We start from the raw sequence: 17,544 nt of genomic DNA, 5'->3' as shown, positions 1-17,544 counted from the left end.
GGGTGTCGGGAAGTTGCGGGCCGGACCGGCGGCGGGCGAGCACCGCGGTGGGCGGGGCGCGTCGTGAACGCCCCGCCCGCCGCTGGTCAGGCGCAGTCGGTCGCCGCGACCTCGGCCACCTCCTCCGTCGTGACCGTCTCGCCGTCGACGGTGCCCGTCGCACGGACGGCCACGGAGCCCGCGCCGACCTGCGTCGCGCGCACGGCGAACGACTGGTAGGCGTTCTTCCCGGGCGCGACGTCGTCGAACGACCGGGTGCCGTACGGCGTCTCCAGGACGAGGTCGACGGGACCGTCGTGGTCGTTCGTCGCGCGGACCGCGACGTACGCCTTCCCGGCGAGGCAGCGCGCCTCGGCCGTGACGGTGACGGGCACGTCCGGGTCGGGGCCGCCCGTGCCCGGGTCGTCCGCGAACGCACGCCACTCGGTGACCGCGACGGCCGAGTACGTCGAGCCGTTGCCGTTCGCCTGGAACGTCGCGCGCAGCCGGGACGTCGTCACGGCCTCGAACGTGACGGTGTTGAACGCCGTCGTGCTCGTCCCGTACGCCGACGGGTTGGTGACGGGCGCCCAGGCCTGCGCGGCCTCGTCCCAGTACTCGAGGACCCACGCGTCCGGCGCGTTGACGCCGTCGCCGCTGCCCGGGGCGGAGTCGCGCCAGAACTTCAGCTCGGCCCCGGTGAGCCGGATCGGGCGGGACCAGTCGTAGCGGGTCCACAGGGTCGCCGGGCGGTTGCCGGACCAGGTGCCCCAGATCTGCGCCTGGCTCGGGTTCGCCGGGTCGGCGCCGTCGTTGAGCGCGCCGACGCTGTTCCAGCCCGCGGTGTACGACGCGCTCACCGTCGCGATCGGTGCGACGTTGCCGGTGAGCGGACCCGAGATGTCCGCGGGGACCGTCACGCTCTTCGGCGTCTCGACGTTGCCAGCCGCGTCGACCGCGCGGAACGACACGCGGTGCTGGCTCGCGTCGGGCGCAGCCACGGGCCCCTCGTAGGCCGTCCACGGTCCCGTGCCGATCGCGTACTCGACCCGCACGACGCCCGACGTCGCGTCGGTGGCCGTGACCGCGACGGTGCGGGCGTCGGCGTCGAGCGTCCCGGTGCTCACCGGAGCCACGCGGTCGATCCGGACGTCGAGCGACTCCTCGGCGGACACGTTGCCCGCGCGGTCGATCGCCGTCGCGACGACGCGGTGCTCGCCGTCGCCCGTGATCGTGACCTCGGTCGTGCGGGTCGGCTCCGTGACGACGGGCGCAGCGTCGTCGACCTGCGTGGACAGCACCACGCGACCACCCGAGTCGTCCGCGCCGTCGGCGCGCACGCGCACGTCGGACCGGAACCAGCCGTCCGACCCCGCGGACCCGAGCGCGGTGAGCACCACCTCCGGTGCCGTCTCGTCACCCTCGACCGCCTCCGCCGGGATCACGGTGACCTCGGCGCTCACGCGTCCGCCCGCGTACCCGAGCACGGACCCCTCCACGGTGAACGTGCCGGGCGCCGCGACGTCGTCGGGTGTGACCGCGTCCCAGGACGCCGGGACCTGCAGCGTCCCGCCGCCCGGATAGGTGACCGGGACCGTGCCGGGCAGCTCGGTCTCGCCGACCTCGACGGTCATCGCGGGCGGCGCGACGGCGTCGGGCTGCTCCGCGAGGACCTTCCACTCCTCGACCGCGACGGCCGAGTACGTGCTGCCGTTGGTGGAGGCGTCGAAGACGGCGCGGACCTGGGTCGTGGTGACCGGGTCGAACGTCGTGTCCTGGAAGCCGGCCGTGCCGGTGCCGTACGCGGTGGGGTTCGCGACGTCCACCCAGGAGCCGCCGCCGGACGCGTCCCAGTACTGGATGCGCCACGCCGCGGGCGCCGCGACGCCGACGCCGGTCCCCTGCGGCTGGTCGTTCCAGAACTCGATCTGCGAGCCCGCCAGGCGCATCGGCTGGTCCCACGTGTACTGCACCCACTGCTGCGGCGGGTTGCTGCCCGTCCACGTGCCCCACATGTCCGGGGGCAGCGGGTTGGGGCGGACGATCTCGTCGTTGAGCGCCTTCTTCCAGTACTGCGTCGGCACAGGCTCGTTCGAGACCGTGACCGTCGCCTCCTGCGCGACGTTCGCGCGCGGCGTCGTGTCCTGCGTCGTGGCCGGCGTCGTCACGACCTGCTTCATGCGCGGCGGCGTCTGCGTGTCGTCCCACTCGACGCGGTCGATCGCGACCGAGCGCCGGAAGTGGTTCCCGCCCTCGGCGTCGGCCGTGTGGTACGCGATCCACCACTCGCCGTCGAGCTCGACGATGCCGGGGTGGCTCGTCGTGGAGGAGACGGGCGCGAGGATCGTCCCGCGGTACGTCCACGGCCCCTCCGGAGAGGACGCGGTGCCGTACGCGATGCACGCGTGGTAGTTCGCCGGGGTGCACTGCGACGTCGGGCCGGCGTTGTTGCCCGCGTACGCGAGGTAGTACGTGCCGTTGCGCTCGAACGCCCACGCGGCCTCGAAGAACCCCGTGAGGCCGGTGACGGTCCGGACGCTGCCGACCGGCGTCTTCATGTCCTGGCCGAGCTCGAGCATGCGGAGGTTGCCGAAGCTGCCCCACCAGACGTAGACGCGCGCGTCCTCCCCCTCCCCGTCGACCAGGACCGTCGGGTCGATGTTGTGGATCGTGTTCGCGGTCGGGACGCGCTGGGAGATGATCGGCGCGCCGACGTGGTCCGTCCAGGGACCCGTCGGGGAGTCCGACACGGCGACGCCGATGCCGAAGGCGTCGGACGCCGGGCTCGCCGCCTCGTGCACCGGGACGTACCAGTAGTAGCGGCCGTCGACACCCTCCACGACCTGGCCCGCGTACGCGCGGCCGGGCGTGGCCCAGTCGAAGACCTCCTCGGGACGCATGAGCGACGGGTGGTGGGTCCACTCCCCCGCGTCGGGGTCGCTCGTCACGAACGCGCCCCACTCGTTCATGATGAAGTCGTTCTGGCGGGGCCCGGCCTCGTCGTGGCCGGTGTAGACGTAGAGCTGGTCCTCGGTCGTGTCGTTGCCGGGCGCACCGGCGGGAACCACGAGCGGAGCCGGGTCGGCCGAGTAGTAGCTCCCGCCGTCGAGGATCGGGTTCTCCGTGCTCGTGAACGTGTACGGGTCCGCCGCCGACGCCGGTCCCGCCGACACCGCGACGGCACCGAGGGCGAGGGTCAGTGCGAGAGGAACGGCGAGGGGTGCGGCGACGCCGCGTGCCCGTCCTCGCGTCCGCGAGCGCCCGTCCCGGTGATGGATGGTCATCTGGTCTCCTGACGGTCGGCGCGAGACGTCGTCGTCTGCTCGCGCGGAGAGGGTCGCGCGTCCCGGGAGTTCCCTCGGCCCCCGGGACGCACGGTCTGGGTCGCCCGTGCCGGCGGGCGCTGACCGGTGCTCGACCGGCTCGTGGCGGTGGCGTCCCCGCGCCGCGGCGCGGGGGTCGGACACGTCACCGCCGCCGGAGCGGCACCGTCGTGGTGCTCGGCGGGACGTGGGGTGCGCTGCTGCGTCGCGCTCGCGTCGTCACGGGCGTGCACCTCTCCTCGTCGAGATGGGCTTGCCAGGCCAAGATGCCACACACAGAAACACGCCCGCAATGGTTTTCGGTTGCCGGTTCGGGGCTGACCGTCGAGACATGGGACCGTTGAGGCGGTGCGATGCCCGGGACTGTTGAGACGACGCGGATCCTGCGCCGCGCGTCGCCGCGCCGGTGATACGGGTCGTCCGAAATCAGCCCTGCCGGTTTTCGGTGCGGGCGGTGTGCTCGCGACGCGCTGCGCGGGCTCGTGCCCGGCTCGTCGCGACGGAGACGAGCAGCCCGACCACGACGAGGTCGAGCACGATCTGCACCATGGTCACGATCCGCGCGCCCTCCCCGACGGGGTGCACGTCGCCGTACCCGACGGTGCCGAGCGTGACGACGGCGAAGTACAGCGCGTCGGTGCGGTTCTCGATCCCGACGAACTGGTCGGCCATCTCGTAGTAGGCGATCGCGAAGAAGACGATGACCGGCAGCAGCAGCCCCACGACCGACTGCACGCGCACGCTGGCCTCCTCGCCGGCGCGCAGCTGCCGCCGGACCTGCACGGCGAGCACCCCGCACAGCAGCACGAGCCCACCGACGAAGACGACGACCTGGAGCGCGGCGGGGGACTCGTCGTCGCGCGGCAGGGGAGCGCCGTAGTAGACCGTGAGACAGGCGGCGACCGAGGCGAGCGTGAGGATCGCCGTCCACCACGGGCTGTCGTGCGGGAGCCTGCGCATGCGCTCAGCATCCCGCGTCCGCGGCGTCCCGTCGCGCGGCGACGCGGTCGTGTCGTGGGTCGTGCGGGGGCCGTGTCGACGGTCGTGTCGGCGGTCGTGGCTAGGTTGGGCGCGTGACGTCATCCACGAGCGCTCCCGCGCGCGGCTCCGCCAAGCGCTCCCGCCCCGCCTACCGCTGCGCGGAGTGCGGGTGGACGACCGCGAAGTGGGTGGGTCGCTGCGGCGAGTGCCAGGAGTGGGGCACGGTCACGGAGGACTCCCCCGCGGCGTCGGGCCCGCGCACGACGGCGGTGAATCCCACACGGTCGCCCGCCCGGCCGATCGGCGAGATCGACGTCGAGGCCGCGCGCGCGACGCCGACCGGCGTCGCGGAGTTCGACCGCGTGCTGGGCGGTGGCATCGTCCCGGGCGCGGTCGTGCTGCTCGCCGGAGAGCCCGGGGTCGGCAAGTCCACGCTCCTGCTCTCCGTCGCGAGCAACGTCGCGTCCGGCGGCTCCGACCTGCCCACCGCGACGCGCGGCGCGTCGCCCGGCCCGACGACGCCGCCGCGCCGGGTCCTGTACGTCACCGGCGAGGAGTCGGCCGGGCAGGTGCGCCTGCGCGCCGAACGCGTCGGCGCGCTCGCGCCCGGCCTGCTGCTCGCGGCCGAGACGGACCTCGCGACGGTGCTCGGGCACATCGAGGCCACCGATCCGGACCTGCTCGTCGTCGACTCGGTGCAGACGATCGCGTCGGCGGAGGTCGACGGGTCGCCCGGCGGCGTGAGCCAGGTGCGCGAGGTCGCGGCGGCCCTCATCGGTGTCGCGAAGGCCCGGGACCTCCCCGTGATCCTCGTCGGTCACGTGACGAAGGACGGTTCGGTCGCCGGTCCCAGGACGCTCGAGCACCTCGTCGACGTCGTGTGCCAGTTCGAGGGGGACCGGCACTCGCGGTTGCGCCTCGTGCGGGCGGTGAAGAACCGGTACGGCCCGACGGACGAGGTCGGGTGCTTCGACCTCACCGAGGACGGCATCGTCGGGCTGGCCGACCCGAGCGGGCTGTTCCTCTCGCACACGGGCGCGGGCGTGCCGGGCACGTGCATCTCCGTGACCGTCGAGGGGCGCCGTCCCCTCGCGCTCGAGATCCAGGCGCTCGCCGTGCCGAGCTCGCTCAACAACCCCCGGCGCACCACGAGCGGGGTCGACTCGAGCCGCCTCGCGATGATCCTCGCCGTCATGCACCGGCACGCCGGGGTGCGGCTCGTCGACCAGGACGTGTACGTCTCGACCGTCGGCGGCGCGAAGGTCTCGGAGCCGGCGGCCGACCTCGCGATCGCGCTCTCCGTGCTGTCGGCGCGTGAGGACGAGGCCCTGCCGCCCGGCACCGTGGCGTTCGGCGAGGTCGGGCTCGCGGGAGACATCCGCCCGGTGTCCGGGCTGGACCGCCGGCTCGCCGAGGCCGCGCGGCTCGGCTTCACGCGCGCCGTCGTACCGCGCGGGTCGTTCCCCCGGCCGGTCGACGGGCTGACCGTGCACGCCGCTCGGCACGTCAGCGAGGCGTTCGAGCTCGCCCGCTCGGGTGCGCCGGCACCCGCGCGACCGTGACCGGATCGTGACCGGTTTCCCGCGCTGCGCCGCGCCTTCCGGGGCCCGGCGGGGCGCCGCAGCGTAGGATTTCGTCGTGGCCCCCTCCCCCGCGCACCCCGACGAGCTGCTCCGGGAAACCCTTGCCGCCGTGGCACCCGGCACGGAGCTGCGCGACGGCCTCGAACGCATCCTGCGAGGGCGCACGGGCGCGCTCATCGTCCTCGGGCTCGATCGCGTCGTCGAGGAGATGTGCTCGGGCGGGTTCGTGCTCGACGTCGGGTTCTCCGCGACGCGCCTGCGCGAGCTGTCGAAGATGGACGGCGCGGTCGTGCTCGACCGCGAGGCGAACCGCATCCTGCGCGCCGCGGTCCAGCTCCTCCCGGACCCCACGATCGAGACCACCGAGTCCGGCACGCGCCACCGCACGGCGGAGCGCGTCGCGAAGCAGGCGGGTTTCCCCGTCATCTCCGTGAGCCAGTCGATGCGGATCGTCGCGCTCTACGTCGGCGGCCAGCGGCACGTGCTCGAGGACTCCGACACGATCCTGTCGCGCGCCAACCAGGCCCTCGCGACGCTCGAGCGCTACCGCGCTCGCCTCGACGAGGTCTCCGGGACGCTCTCCGCGCTCGAGATCGAGGACCTCGTCACGGTCCGCGACGTGTGCGCCGTCGTGCAGCGCCTGGAGATGGTGGCCCGCATCTCCGAGGAGATCGCCGGCTACGTCATCGAGCTCGGCACCGACGGCCGGCTCCTCGCCCTCCAGCTCGACGAGCTCATGGGCGGCATCGGCTCCGACCGCGAGTTCGTCATCCGGGACTACGTCGACCTCGGTCGCAAGGACCGCTCCCTCGCCGACGTGCAGAAGTCGCTCGGCGGCCTCGACTCCACGCAGCTGCTCGACCTCGGGCAGATCGGCCGCGTGCTCGACCTCCCGGGCGGCGGCGACGCGCTCGACGCCGCCGTCGCGCCCCACGGCTTCCGGCTCCTGTCCAAGGTGCCGCGCCTGCCCGGCACGATCATCGACCGGCTCGTCGCCCACTTCGGCGGCCTGCAGAAGCTCCTCGCAGCGAGCATCGACGACCTCATGGCCGTCGACGGCGTCGGTGAGCAGCGCGCGCGGGCCGTGCGCGAGGGTCTCTCGCGCCTCGCCGAGTCGAGCATCCTCGAGCGCTACGTCTGACGCCGACGCCCCGTCCGGTCTGACGCGGGTGGCCCGTCTGACGCGGGCGGCCCGTCCGGCGCGGGCGGCCCGTCCGGCGCGGGAGACGACCGACCCGAGCCGCCCGCTGGACCCGGACAGCGCTGTGCCCGCCGCGGTCGGACCGCGGCGGGCACGCTGTCTCCCGGCCGGGTGAGGCGGAGTCGGACCCCGCCTCACCCGCCCTCAGGAGCGGATCAGCCGCAGCTGTGCGCGGCGTACTCGGTCTCGACCGTCGCCGTCCCTCCCTCGGCGTCGGTCGCCGTGACGCTGGTCGTCCCGGCGTCGAACGCGTCGGTCCGGGCGTTGAACGACTGGTAGGCGTTCTTGCCCGGAGCCACGTTCTCGAACGTCCGGCTGCCGTAGGGCGTCTCGATCGTGATCGTGAGCGGGACGTCCTCGTCGTTGGTCGCACGGACCGCGAGGTAGGCGTTGCCGGCGAGGCACCTCGCCTGCGCCGTCACCGCGACCGTGCGCTCGTTCTCGCCGGCCGGGAGGCCGGTGAGGTACTCGAACCCGGTGGTGGCGAAGTCCTCGCCGTCGGGAGCCTGGTCCCACTCCATGACGTAGTACACGACGCCGGCCTCCTGCGCGGCGGCCAGGATCTCCTGCAGCGGCACGTCGCCGTCACCGAGGTTGGTGAACGTCGGGCGACCGCCGGCGTTGAGACCGGTGGCGTCCTTGACGTGCAGCAGCTCGATCCGGTCGCCGTACTCCTCGATGAGCGCCGGCACGTCGACTCCAGCGTGCGCGGCCCACGCCACGTCCAGCTGGAACGTCACGTGCTCGGGGTTCGTCTCGCGGACCAGGATCTCCCAGGCCGAGAGGGTCTCGCCCTCGTGCTCGTACGTCGTGCGGAACTCCTGGTCGTGGTTGTGCCCGAAGAACTTCTCGAGCCCCGCGTCCACGGTCCGCTCACCGAGCCGGTTCATCGCCTCGGCCGTGGCCAGCGTGTTCTCGTAGGTGCCGATCCCCGGCTGGGGGAAGCCACCCGAGCCCACGTACTCCTGGCCCAGCGTCGTGACGAAGTCCAGCGTGTCGTCGAACGTGCCCTCGTTCACGTTGTAGTGCGAGGACTTCACGCTCAGACCGTACGAGTCCACGAGCGCCCGGAACTCCTCGGCGGTGTAGCCCGCGAAGTTCCCGCCGAACGGCTCGATGTTCTCGAACCCGATCTCGGACAGGCGCTCCAGGACGGCCGGCAGGCCGACCTCGTTGACCCAGGGGATCAGCGAGAACATCTGGATCGACACCTGGTCCACCGGGACCGTGATCGGGTCGACCGGGCCGTCGCCGACGGCGAAGGTCAGCTGGTCGACGTCGACGCCGCCGGTGCTCGTCACGACGATCGTGCCCGAGCCCTCCGGCACCGTCATCAACGTCTGCGCGACGTCCTGCCAGCCCTCGCCTGTGAACTCGAACTCGGCGAGAGGCTCGGTGGCCTCGGCGCCCTCGCCCGACCAGCCCAGGGAGACCGTGCCCTCGCCGCTGCCGCGGACGGTGATCTCGTTGATCGCCTCACCGGTCGGGGCGTGGTGCAGGGCGATCGGCGCGTAGGAGAACGAGTCGCCCTCGTCGAGAGAGGTCACGTAGCTCCCGGCACCGGCGGCCGCGTCGTCCACGACCTCGACGCCCTCGGCCGCGTCGTACCACTCGGCCTGCTGCACCTCGGGCTTGAGGATGTGCGTGGCCTCGGCGGTGATGGCGGGCACCTCACCCTGCGCCTGGTCGGTGTACGTCACGACGAGGGTGCCGAAGATCTTCTCGCCCTCACCGTGCTCGACCGCGTCCGGGCTCGTCTGGATCGTGAAGCCGCAGCCCGCCTCGGTGGCCGCGGCACGTCCGCTCACCTCGGGGTGCGCGTGCGTGTTGTGGCCGAGACCGAACGTGTACTGGATGTTGCGGCACGTCGGCTGGTCGCCGTCCTCGGCGTCGTTCACCGAGACGGTGTACGGGACGGCGTCGCCCCAGGTGAAGATGGCGCCGTCCGGCTGGTCCAGCGTGATCTCCGGAGCGGTGTTGCCGACCGTGATCCGCTGGATCGCGAGGCCGAAGTTGCCGCCCGGGTCGGTGACGCGCAGCTGCACGTTGTACTGACCGAGCTCGGTGAACGTGTTCGTCACCGTCTCGCCCTCGGCGTCGTACTCACCGTCGGCGTCGAAGTCCCACTCGAACGTGAGCTCCGAGTTGGGGGTCTCGGCGTCCGTCGTCGCCGACGCGTCGAACGTCACCTCGAGCGGCGCGGTGCTGCCCGAGATCGGGTCGGCCGAGATGAACGCGCGCGGAGTGCGGTTCTCGGAGCCGTACGTGATCTTGTACAGGCCCGCGTCGGGGTTCTGGCGGAAGAAGCCGTCGCCGTACTCGAGGACGTAGAGGGCGCCGTCAGGGCCGAACTCCATGTCCATGACGTTGTCCCAGATCGGCTGGTTGACCGTCTCGAGGTGGTCGTTCGGCAGGAAGTCCTCGACCGCGGTGACCTCACCGGCGGACGAGAGCTCGTCCATCGTGAAGGCCACCACGTAGTCCTGCGAGAACTCCGCCATGAGCGGGTGCCCGTCCCAGTACTCCGGGAACTTGACGTCGGACTCGAGGTTCTCGTCGTAGCGGTAGATCGGGCCGCCCATGGGCGCCTGACCGCCGCCGCCCAGCTCCACCAGCGGGTCGAGCAGCTCGGGCTGGTCGCCCGGGTTGTCGCCGTAGTAGACCTGCGGCGCGGTGACCGACGGGACCTGGTCGAGACCCGTGTTCCACGTCGAGTTGTTCTCGGGTCCGGCCTCGCAGTCGAATAACTGCGCCCCCGGCGTACCGGTCGCGTAGTCCCACTCGTTGTACGCGGCGTTCGGGCCGTGGCAGTACGGCCAGCCGCCGTTGAGGGGCTCGGTCGTGAGCTGCCACTCCACGTAGCCCATGGGGCCGCGGTCGGCCTGCGCAGCGCCGGCGTCGGGCCCGTAGTCGCCCCAGAAGAGCGAGCCGGACTCGAGGTCGTAGTCGATCCGGAAGGGGTTGCGCACACCCATCACGTAGATCTCTTCACGCACGAGGTCGGACTGCTCGGCGCCGTCGAAGAGGTTGCCCTCGGGAATCGTGTAGGTGCTGTCGGGGCCGACCTCGGTGTCGGCCGCGAGGTCCTCGATCGGGTTGATCCGCAGGATCTTGCCGCGCAGGTCGTTGGTGTTGCCGGCGCCACGTCGGGCGTCGAAGCCGGGGTTCATGCCGGGCGCGTTGTTGATCGGCGCGTAGCCGTTGGCACCCGGGGTGCCGGCGGGGGTGTTGTCACCGGTCGACAGGAACAGGTTGCCCTCGGCGTCCCAGGCCATGTCCGCACCCACGTGGCAGCACTGGCCGCGCTGGGCGTCGACCTTGATGATCTCGCGCTCGGTGGAAAGGTCGAGCGTGGCGGTCTCCGGGTCCCACGTGAACCGGGAGAGCTGGTTGTAGCCGAGCCACTGGTCCCAGTAGCTCTCGTCCTCGCCCGCGGGCAGCGAGTTGGGCGCGCTCCCCTGCGGGGTCGTCTCGGGGTACTCGACCCCCGTCGGCGACGTGCCCTCCATCACGCGGGGCGCGTAGACCATGTAGACGAAGTTGTTCTCCTCGAAGCTCGGGTCGAGGGAGATGCCCTGCAGCCCGTCCTCGGAGTTCGAGTAGACGTCGAGGTCCGCGATCTGCGTGGTCCGCCCGGTCGCCGGGTCGGAGAGCCGCACGACGCCGTCGCGTGCGGTGTGCAGGATGCGCGAGTCGGGCAGCACGGCGAGGTCGATCGGCTCGCCCGTGTTCTTCGAGATCAGGGTCTTCTCGTACTGGTTCCAGTCCGTCGCCGGTTCCTCGGCGGACGGTTGTTCCTCATGGCCGGGGTGCGCGCTCGCCGCGCTGATCGTCAGTGGTACGACCACCGCGGCGGACAGCGCCGCTGCGATGGTTCGGGACAGCCAGCGGCGGCCCATGGTCGGTCTGTGCACAACGTCCTCCTTGACGTGGATCGAGGAGCCGGCGGCCCGGATCGTGTGCAAGGCGTCGTGACCGTTCGTCGTGCCGCCCCGCACGGATCGGTGGACCTCCAGACAGGCTGGGAGCACTCTGCCTCGAGAGCTCCCGTGCGACGGACGAGAGAGATCTCCCGCGTCACGCGATCGACCCTACCCGGCACTTTTGCCGATGCCAATACCAAAGGCGGTAGGTATTCTCGCAGTTGCGTCGTCGCGATGTCTGAAGTAAAGGCCCCGTGGCGATCGGCCGGAACGGGCCTCAGGACGGCACGCGGCCGGGTGGTGCGGGATCGGATCCCGCACCACCCGGCCGTGAGATGCCGCTCGCCGGGGACGTCAGCCGCAGGTCGCGGCGTCGTAGCCCTCCGTGACGGTCGTCGTGGCGCCGTCACCGTCGGTCGCCGTGACGGTCACCTCGCCGGCCCCGACCGACGTCGCGCGCACCGCGAACGACTGGTACGCGTTCTTCCCGGGCTGGACGTCCACGACCTCCCTCGAGCCGTACGGCGTCGTCAGCACGACGTCGACCGGTGCGTCGTCGTCGTTGGTCGCGCGGACGGCCACGTAGACCTTGCCCGCGAGGCACCTCGCCTGCGCCGTCGCCGAGACCTCGGGCCCGACCGGCCCGCCGTCGCCGACCGTGAGGGTGAGCGTCGTCGTCGTCGTGCCGGCCGTGCTCACGTAGTCGGGCAGGACGAGGTCGCCCTGGATGACGTAGACGCCCGGCTGCTCGACGACCGACTCGTCGTAGCCCCACTCGACGCCGATCGCCTGGTTGTCGCGCGAGCCGTCGTTGTACGACACCGCCACCTTCGTGGGCAGCCAGGGCTGCTCGCCGACGTCGACGCTCTGCTCGAACTGTTCGGCGCCCTGGATCGAGATGCCGCCCGGCGAGTCCTCCGGCCGCACGTAGACCTGCGCCTCGGCGATCAGGCCGTACGTCGTGTTGGTCCCGTAGACCGTGAACGGCTCGACGTTGGTCTCCGCCACCATGGCCGGCGTGATCGGCTGCCACGTGAAGTCGACCGTGCCCCGGCGACCGCTCGAGTAGACGACGTCGAGCGCCGCCGGGAGCGTCGGGACCACGCCGGTCACCGTGCGCATCACGACCGGGCTGGCCACGGTGTCCACGGTGTCGCCGTTGACGCGCCACCGCAGGACGCCGGTGCCGGCACCCGTGCCTTGCACGCCGGTGATCCGGACCCGCAGGTACTGCGCCTCGACGGCCTCGAACTCGAGGTGGTTGTACGCGTCGCGCTGGAGCGCGCCCGCGTACGTCGAGCCACCGGTGAGCGTGACGGGCGTCCAGTCGGTGCCGTTCTGCGAGTGCTCGACCACGTACGTGTCCGCGCGCGGCATGCGCGTCCCGCCGTTGTCGTCGTACCAGTAGAGGTCGGTCGACGCGACGAGCACGGGCGACTCCCACGCGTACCGGATCCACGCCGCGTTCTGCGGGCTCGTCCCGTTCGCGGGCTGTCCCCACGTTCCCCAGCCGTTGCCGGCGCCGGGGTTCGAGCTCGCCGGGGTGGTCGCCTCGTTGACGCGCAGCGGGTTCTCCCACGACGCCGACCCGCTCGTCGTGATCGTCGCGAGCGCACCGAACTCGGCCGACGTGGCCTTCTCGGTGAGCTCGACCTCGACGTCGCGCTCGGTCGTGAGCTCGCCGTCGGTGGCGGTGAGCCGGAAGACGTACGTCCCCGGCTCGGTGCCGGTCACCGTGGTCCTGAGCGCTGCGGCGTCGCCGTAGATCACGCCCGCTCCCTCGGGCGCGGAGACGGTCGACCACCCGGAGGTGAGCTCGCCGTCGTCGGGCAGGCCGTCGTCGGTCACCGTGGCGACAAGGCTCGTGGACAGGTTGCCGTCGGTCGAGCGGTCGACGTTCACCGAGACCGTCGGCGCATCGTTGACCACCTCGGGGACGTCCCGACCGGAGTCGAAGACCTGGATCTCCGAGATCGCCGTCCAGAACGACGGCGTGTTCGTGAAGGCGACGCGCACGCGGTCGGTCGTGACCGACTCGAAGAGCGCCTCGTTGAACTTCGGGCCCGGGACCTTGGGCGCCTTGAACGTGTCGGGGACCGTGGTCCAGCCGCCGGAGCCGTCCGGGACCTGGATCGAGTACCGCGACGGCTCGCGATAGCCGTCCACCTGCCGGTCGCTGACGAACCACACCTTGACGTTGTCGAACGACGTCGGCTCGCCGAGGTCGAGCTCGACGTACCCGGTGTCGCCCTCGGTCCCGTAGTTGCCCCAGTAGGGCTCGTTGACGGTCGTGCCGTCGGTGACCGCGTCGAGGGACACGGGCTGCTCGGTCGTGCTGATCGCGCCCGGGGTGTAGTTCATCGACCCCGTGCTCCAGCCGGGCGTGTGGAACTGGCGCCACGGCGTCGGCCGCGGACCCTCCTGCGTCGCGGACGACGACAGCTCGGCGCCGAGCGCCAGGTTCTCCGCGTCCTCGGTGAGGTCGATGCCGGCCGTCTTCAGGTACGACACGACGCGCTCGTCGTCGATCGGGGTGTCGACGGCCGTGGGCACGTCGGCGCCCGTGTCGTCGACGACCTCCACGGTGAGGCCCTCGTCGGACTCGACGACCGCGTTGGTCGCCGGGTCGTAAACGAACCGGCCGAGCGCGTCGGCGGTCACCTTGCGCTCGCCGTCGACGAACAGCGAGTAGCCCTCGCCGAGGCCGTAGTGCGAGCCGTCCTCGTCCCACACGATCGTGACGTCGTGGCCGTGGTACCGCAGGTTGTTGACCATGAAGTGGTCGTACCCGAGGTCGATCGGCCAGAGCTCGATCTTGTCGTCGGACCGCGGCTGGATGCCGCCCATGTCCTCGACGTAGATGTAGTTCATGTTCCCGAGCATCACGTGGTTCGGGTTGTTGCGGTTGTACGTCTGCGTGGCCGGGTTCCAGCTCGAGTAGTACTCGGCCTGGTTCGGCGCGCGCAGGTCGCCGCCCGGGTAGACGCTCCACGCCATCCAGTCGAGCAGCCGTGCGGCGTACTCGGGCGTCACGTACTTCTGGTCGGGGTCGTAGTGCCGCAGCGCGGAGCGCACGGCCCGGTACTGCACGGTGAAGTTGATGTTGGAGAAGTTGTTCGACCCGCCGATGTTGTACTTCGTCTTGTCGTACTGGTTCGCCGTGTAGAACGGGAAGATCGGGAAGTTGTCCCCGTAGCGCAGGAAGCGGAACCCGTCGACGTACTGCTCGGCGTCCTCGACCGGGATGAGGTCCTGGGCGTAGACGTCGTACAGGTTGGACTCGCGCGCCGGGATGAGGTCCCGCTCGGACTCCGGGAGCGGGTTCACCGCACCGTTGTTCGAGGTCGGGGCCGACTGCGCGCCGTGCGACGTGCCCGCGAGGAACATGCGTGCCGACTCGCTCCAGAGCCGGTCCAGGACCGCCGTCCGGATCTCGTCCGCCTGGGTCTGCATCTCGGCGACCTTGGCGTCGTCGGCGCCGGACATGGCGTACAGCTGCGCGGCCGCGTCGAAGTCGCCCCAGACGTAGGCCGACTCGGGCCGCTCGATCGTGCGCGCGCCCGGTGCCCCGGCGTTCACCTTGGGGAACCCGAACGAGATGGCGTCCGAGTCGTTGCCGGGCATGTAGTTCGTGTCGTACGCGATGAGGTGGTCGTCGTTGCCGTCGTAGTGCTCGAGCTGGCCCTTGCCGTCGCCCTCGAAGTACGTCGCGAAGCGCTCGGCGACCGCCGGACCGCCGCCGTGCACGTTGTACGCCTCGAGGCCCGCGGTGCCGAGGTACTGCGAGTAGTGGTTGTTCCAGCTCGTGTGCCCCGGGCTGTCGAGGAACGCCGACGAGCCGGACAGCTCGCCGATGTTGAGGATCTGCCCGTACCCGAGGTAGGGGTTGCGGATCCACTTCGTGTCCTGCAGGTGCATCGGCTGCGTGAGGGCTACCGAGTTCTGGTACAGGTTCACGCCCTCGATCGTCGTCGGGTACTGGTACACGTAGCCGGGCTCGTCGGTGTCGAGGCTGTTGTAGCGCTCGCCCCACCAGCGGTAGACGATCGCCTTCTCGATGGCGTCGCTCGGCACGTCGATGTACGGGATGTCCTGCGCCCACTGCCGGTTGAACGCCGTGACACCGTCACGGAACGCCTCGGCCGGCGCCATCGCCGCGTACTGGTCGAACTGCTCGAACGACTGCGGCAGTGCGGCCGACCCGAGGACGCCCACGACCGACAGCTCGACGGACCCGCCCGCAGGCACCGTCACGGCACGGTCCAGGTTCGTGCCCGACCGCTCGAAGCCCTCGGCCTTCAGGCCGACCGTCACGGTGGACCAGGGCGTGTCGACCAGGCCGTTGTTCGCACCGCTCGTCAGGGTGCGCGTGCCGGTCAGCTCGTCGGCCGCGTCGGTCGACGTCGTCGCGAGCGGCGATGCCGCGCGGACCGTGAACGACGCGTCGGCCGCGCCCGGGTTGGTGAACGTGATCGTCGTGAGCGCCACGTTGTCGTACGTGACGAGCTTCCTGAGGTCGGCCGTGACACCTGTGGTGCCGACCGTATACCGCGCCTTCGCGTGGCTCGGTGCGTTGAACCGCTGCGCCCCGACCTCGGTCACGGTCTGCCCCGGGACCGTCACGGTGTAGAGGTTGCCGAGGTTGTTCGGCCCGCCCGCGAAGGCGGACCCGGCGAAGCCCATGACGTTCCAGTTGCTGTTGCCCCGCAGGTAGAGCGAGCGCCCGCGCGTCTGGAGCACCCCGTTGCCCTGCGTCCCGCTGACCCCCAGGACGCGGTCCAGGTAGTAGTCGGTGCCCCCCGCGGCCAGGTCCTTGTCGAAGATCGACCCGTGCATGGACCCCGCGGTCCACGGGACACCGGGCGCGAGCGCCGCGCTGGCGGCGTCGAGGCCCGTGTACGTGGGGTCACCGATGTCCATCGAGTCGGTCTCGCCGTTCGTGTACACCCCCACGTCGCTCTCGTTGCCCGGCAGCACGTCGGCGTGCGCGGACGCCGGTACCAGCGCGACGCCCGTGACGGCGAGCGCGCCCGTCATCGCCGAGGCGACGACCCTTCTCAACGTTCTCCCCGACATCACTGTGTCCTCTCCATCGGGAACCGGAACGGGACAGGGCACCGTCGCCGACGCGTCGGCGCGGGACGACGACGTCCCGTGCCGCGCCCCGTCGCACCCGCGACGACCACGCACCCTGCTCGCGTCCCGTCCTCCAGACGTCCCCGCCCGGGACGACGGCGCAGCGGGGGTGAGCGCTTCAGCGCGCCACCCCGTGCCACCGCCCCGTGAGCACCTGGGCCGTCTCGACGACGAGATCGCCAGCCGCTCGTCAGTCAACCAGCCCGACCACTCGACCGCAATGGTTTTCGGTGAAGCGAGCGGCAGGCGTCGACGTCGAGGCCCGACCGCAGATCGGCCAGTTCTCCCGGATCGGCGCCATTCCGCGCCCCAGAGATCAGCGGGGAGGCATCACGGATCCGCAGCGTCTCGCGTGTCGCTCGAAACATCACGGAGGGGTTTTCGGTCCGCGGTGACCCGGGTGCCGCGGATCCGCCGTCGACGAGGTGCCCTCAGCCCGCCGGCTCGGCCGGCTGCTCGGCCGGCTTCGGGGTCTCGGCCGGCTTCGGGGTCTCGGCCGGCGCCGGGGTCTCGGTCGGTGCGGGGGTCTCGGTCGGTGCGGGCTTCTCGGTCGGTGCGGGCGTCTCGGTCGGCGTGGGCCCGAGGATCGTGAACGTGGCGGGGTCGCTCGTCGCCCCCTCGACAGCGGCGACGCTCACGAGCGCCGTGTACGTGCCGGGCCCTGCGACGGGCTGGTCGGGCGCGCAGCCCTCCGCGGAACGGCGCATGTCCCACCGCACGGTCGCCGACACCTCGTCCCCCCGGCTCATGAGCAGGAGGTTGTCGCCGGACGCGCAGTGCGCCGACGACCACACGAGCTCGTCCCCGGCGCGCACGAGCACCTGGCGTACCGCGTCGGAGCCGTCGACGAGGCACGGCCGCGCCCCGACGTGGCGCATCGTCACCGCGAGCTCCACGGCCTCGTTCTCGGTGAACTCGCTCTTCGCGGGGGCGACGGTGAGCTCGAGGGATGCGGCGCCGCAGTCCTGGGGGGGCCCTGCCGCCTCGGGCGTGGGTGGTGCCGAGCGCCCCTCCTGCGGCGCGCCGTCGCCCGAGAGCATCGGCTGCACGGCCCGGACGACGACCTGCCCGAGCAGGACGAGCGCCACGACGAGAGCGGCGAGGAGCGCGAGCGCCACGACGCGGCGGCGCCAGAGGACGCCCCGTGGGGGTCGGGCGTCGGCACCTCTCGGGGTGCTGCTCGTCCGCGGCGTGCTCAACGAGGGCCTCCAGGTCACGGGCTGTCGATGGTCGTCCAGGGGTCGGCCGATACCGCTCGACCCCGCTCGTGCCCACGCTAGTTCCGCGCGCGCCGATGCCGACCGAGCCGCGCCGAGGCGCCCCGACCTCGGGGCACAATGGGGCCGTGGCCGGGGCCCTCGACGTCCCGACAGCCGCTCGACGCCCCGCCAACCGCCACCGCCACCAGGAGGGCCGCC

7 protein-coding genes are annotated in these 17,544 nt (G+C 71.8%); 2 read left to right on the top strand and 5 right to left on the bottom strand.

The window, feature by feature from the left end:
* Positions 1 to 86: 86 nt before the first annotated feature.
* Together AC4H2G_RS00480 and AC4H2G_RS00475 are read right to left on the bottom strand one after the other, a co-directional pair.
* Positions 87 to 3,263: a family 43 glycosylhydrolase gene (locus tag AC4H2G_RS00480; RefSeq protein WP_494363820.1), complete on the bottom strand. Its 3,177-nt coding sequence runs from the start codon at positions 3,261 to 3,263 to the stop codon at positions 87 to 89.
* Between the two features lie 465 nt (positions 3,264 to 3,728).
* The gene (locus AC4H2G_RS00475) at positions 3,729 to 4,262 is read right to left on the bottom strand and encodes a potassium channel family protein (protein WP_494363819.1); all 534 of its coding nucleotides are present in this window, start codon (positions 4,260 to 4,262) and stop codon (positions 3,729 to 3,731) included.
* Positions 4,263 to 4,375: 113 nt separating this feature from the next.
* Here AC4H2G_RS00475 and radA point away from each other — a divergent pair, with 113 nt between their 5' ends.
* A complete protein-coding gene (gene radA, locus AC4H2G_RS00470; protein ID WP_494363818.1) occupies positions 4,376 to 5,845 on the top strand; it encodes a DNA repair protein RadA in 1,470 nt (489 codons plus the stop codon).
* 76 nt (positions 5,846 to 5,921) lie between these two features.
* Complete coding sequence (disA, locus tag AC4H2G_RS00465) at positions 5,922 to 7,007, top strand: DNA integrity scanning diadenylate cyclase DisA (RefSeq protein WP_494363817.1); 1,086 nt, start codon at positions 5,922 to 5,924, stop codon at positions 7,005 to 7,007.
* 215 nt (positions 7,008 to 7,222) lie between these two features.
* On the opposite strand, the gene AC4H2G_RS00460 is transcribed toward disA, so the two are convergent.
* The 3 genes from AC4H2G_RS00460 to AC4H2G_RS00450 all read right to left on the bottom strand — a co-directional run bounded on the left by AC4H2G_RS00460 (position 7,223) and on the right by AC4H2G_RS00450 (position 17,343).
* Entirely contained in the window at positions 7,223 to 10,981 is a 3,759-nt protein-coding gene (locus AC4H2G_RS00460) for a PQQ-dependent sugar dehydrogenase (protein ID WP_494363816.1), read from the bottom strand.
* 363 nt (positions 10,982 to 11,344) lie between these two features.
* A complete protein-coding gene (locus tag AC4H2G_RS00455) occupies positions 11,345 to 16,066 on the bottom strand; it encodes an Ig-like domain-containing protein (RefSeq protein ID WP_494363815.1) in 4,722 nt (1,573 codons plus the stop codon).
* 491 nt (positions 16,067 to 16,557) lie between these two features.
* Positions 16,558 to 17,343 carry a hypothetical protein gene (locus AC4H2G_RS00450; RefSeq protein WP_494363814.1) on the bottom strand — a complete coding sequence of 262 codons (786 nt, stop codon included), beginning with the start codon at positions 17,341 to 17,343 and terminating at the stop codon, positions 16,558 to 16,560.
* Positions 17,344 to 17,544: the final 201 nt, after the last annotated feature.

The sequence above is a fragment of the Cellulosimicrobium sp. BMG9.23 genome (genome assembly GCF_059159985.1).
This window is presented reverse-complemented; position numbering and strand designations above follow the sequence as displayed.